Origin of the sequence: Arenibacter latericius DSM 15913, from assembly GCF_000424985.1 — a bacterium.
Classification (GTDB): Bacteria; Bacteroidota; Bacteroidia; order Flavobacteriales; family Flavobacteriaceae; genus Arenibacter; species Arenibacter latericius.
The window spans coordinates 1-2,852 of record NZ_AUKX01000090.1; the positions used below are offsets into that span (position 1 = coordinate 1).

Consider the following 2,852-nt stretch of genomic DNA (forward strand, 5'->3'; position numbering starts at 1 on the left):
CGTATCCAGCAAAAATTGGAACGGGAAGGCCTAATTTATTCTCGTTCTTATATAGTGGATATTCTGATCCAAAGTTTACCACTGTTCCGAGCCAATGTTTACCACCGATTCCGAAGCAATGTTTACCACTGATTCCTGAGTATAGTTTACCAGAATAATCAGGGCAAAGATTTACAGTTTTTCGGATCGTTACGGATTTTTGAAGATGGAACTGCGCTTTTATAGGCTGACATTCCGGCACAAAGTTTACCAAAAATTCCGAAGCAAAGCTTACCACCAAGGGAACAGGTCTATGATTCTGGAGTACATTAGGTTGAATAACCAACTCCTTAGAATTATGGCCAATAAAACCCTTGCTATGCAAAAAATCAGACAAATACTATTATTCCTAAAACGAGATCTTTCAGAGCGTGGCATTGCTGAGCAAACCGGTGTCTCCAGACCTACTATTCACTCCTACAAGGGCATCTTTGAGACCAGTGGATTTGATTATGATACACTTCTTAAACTTAAAGATCCGGAACTTTATGAATTGGTAAAAACCAAAAAGAAAGGACCGGACCTGATCCCGGATGTCCGTAAACTATATTTTTTGGAACAAGCGGATTATTTTATCTCCGAACTAGGGCGTGTCGGGGTAACCAGGCTACTGCTCTGGCAGGAGTATTTAAAAGAATACCCAGAAGGCTTTAGCTACTCCCGCTTTTGTGAATTATTGGATATCCAGATCAATTTGAAGAGCCCGACCATGGTCTTTAAGCATAACCCTGGAGAGCTGCTGGAAATTGATTTTGCGGGTTCTAAGTTAAGCTATGTGGCCACTTCTACGGGGGAGATTATAGCCTGCCCGGTACTTATAGGCGTACTTCCCTTTAGTGGCTTTGGTTATGCAAAAGCATTACCCGATGCTTCCCTTGCCCAGGTAATCCCTGCCCTGAATGACATCTTAAACTATTTTGGCGGGGTCCCGCTCAATGCCAGATCCGACAATATGAAGCAATGGGTGGTGCGCAGCTGCAGGTATGAACCTACCTTTCCCCAGGCACTGGAGCAGTGGGCCCTGCACAACCATATAGGGTTGTTGACCACAAGGGTAAGGGCCCCCAAAGATAAGCCATCTGTAGAGAACCAGGTGAAAATTGTCTACCGCCGGGTGTATGCCACTATCCGTAACGAAACGTTCTACAGCATCCAAGAGCTGAACCAAGGGATAAGAAAGGCTTTGGAAGCCCATCATGATATCAACTTCCAGAAGAAGTCTTTTAGCCGAAGGGAGCTCTTCACCAGCCAGGAACTTCCTCTATTGCAGAACCTTCCTGAGCATCCTTACCAGTTCAATCACCTCACCAGGGCCAAGGTCCAAAAGAACTATCACGTGGTGATGGGAGAAGACTGGCACTTCTATAGCGTTCCTTACCACTATGTGGGTAAGGAAGTAAATATTATTTATGATACGGAAGGTGTTGAAATTTATTATCAGCTCGAGCGCATTGCCGTTCATCAGCGGAACTATAAAAAACATGGGATAACCACGCTTTTAGAACATATGCCCGAACATCATCGAAGGATGGCCGTACAACGAGGATGGACTCCGGATTACTACTTAAAACAAGCTGCGGATAATGGTCCCCATACCAAGGAATTCTTTGAGAAGCTTATGAAAAGTAAGATCTCCGTACATCAGGCCTATGGCCCCTTCCTGGGGATTATGCGACTGATCAAACAGTATGGTGGTCCCCGTGTGGAGGCAGCCTGTAAGAGGGCGCTCACTGGAAACCGGTATAATTATAAAGTAGTGGCCACCATATTAGAAAACAAGATGGATCAGTTAGAAGAAAGTCCACCTGAGAAATCCCCCATACCCTCCCATCACAACAATCTTCGGGGACCAGAGGCCTTTACAAACAAAATGGAACATTAATTATTAAACTTTAAAAGATGAATACAGCAACAACCTTACAACAATTACACGGCCTGAGACTTACCGGAATGGCCAAGCGGTACCAAACCTTACTTAGCCTTCCTACCCATCAGCAGGAGGATGCCCACACCATTCTGGCCCTAATGTGCCAGGCAGAGCAAGAGTATAGAAGTGACAAGCAGACCGAGCGATTGCTCAAGGCCGGAAAGCTTCGCTATCGTGCCAACCTAGAAGAGGTTATTTGTAGTCAGGAACGAGGACTTACAAAAGAAACCCTATTACAATTAGCGGAAGGACACTACCTGGAGAAAGGACAGAATATACTGATCCACGGTCAAACTGGAACCGGTAAATCCTTCCTGGCCTGCGCACTGGGACGCTCCGCCTGTCTTATGGGATATAAAACCCTCTACTTATCTATGAATAAATTTTTAGAAACCCTGGCGCAATCCAGAATTGATGGCACCTATTTAAAACTCATCAAGCAGTTAGCGGCAAAAAAGCTGATTATCCTAGATGATTTTGGATTAAAACCCTTATCAGGTGATGCAAAATTAACCTTATTAGACCTCTTGGAAGATCGTTACGGTGATGGGTCGGTGATCATCACCTCCCAACTGCCCTTCGACCATTTTTATGCATTTTTGGACCAACCCACTTTAGCTGAAGCTATACTAGACAGACTGTCAGCAGCTGGGCATAAGATAGAATTGCAAGGACAATCTTTACGAAAGCGAAAATAATGTTGTATAATTGATTTTTATAACCGTTCCCGCGGTGGAAAAAAGTGATGTAAACTGGTAAACTTACGCCAGGAATTTACTGGTAAACTTTAGAGCGGAATGGTGGTAAACTTTCCTCGGAATATCCATATAGCATTAGTGATGAGGGAAATGGGGCTGAGATCGGTGCTAAGAAGAAAATTCGTGGT

Annotated in this window: 3 protein-coding genes; 2 read left to right on the forward strand and 1 reads right to left on the reverse strand. The window is 44.2% G+C overall.

The features are described from left to right. A partial coding sequence (locus H344_RS20705) for a hypothetical protein (protein ID WP_169514988.1) occupies positions 1-364 on the reverse strand: 364 nt, incomplete at its 3' end. On the opposite strand from H344_RS20705, the gene istA reads away from it, so the two are divergent. Both istA and istB read left to right on the forward strand, forming a co-directional pair. After that, complete coding sequence (gene istA / locus H344_RS0116645) at positions 359-1,921, forward strand: IS21 family transposase (protein WP_240485013.1); 1,563 nt, start codon at positions 359-361, stop codon at positions 1,919-1,921. The two genes, H344_RS20705 and istA, sit on opposite strands and share 6 nt — an antisense overlap. Positions 1,922-1,938: 17 nt before the next feature. Further along, positions 1,939-2,664 (forward strand): IS21-like element helper ATPase IstB, encoded by a 726-nt coding sequence (gene istB / locus H344_RS0116650; protein WP_026811308.1) that lies wholly within the window; start codon positions 1,939-1,941, stop codon positions 2,662-2,664. Positions 2,665-2,852: the final 188 nt, after the last annotated feature.

What these genes read in the sequence shown, in the direction of transcription:
- istA (WP_240485013.1), top strand. Translation starts at nt 359, where the DNA reads ATGCAAAAAATCAGACAAATACTATTATTCCTAAAACGAGATCTTTCA.
- istB (WP_026811308.1), top strand. Translation starts at nt 1,939, where the DNA reads ATGAATACAGCAACAACCTTACAACAATTACACGGCCTGAGACTTACC.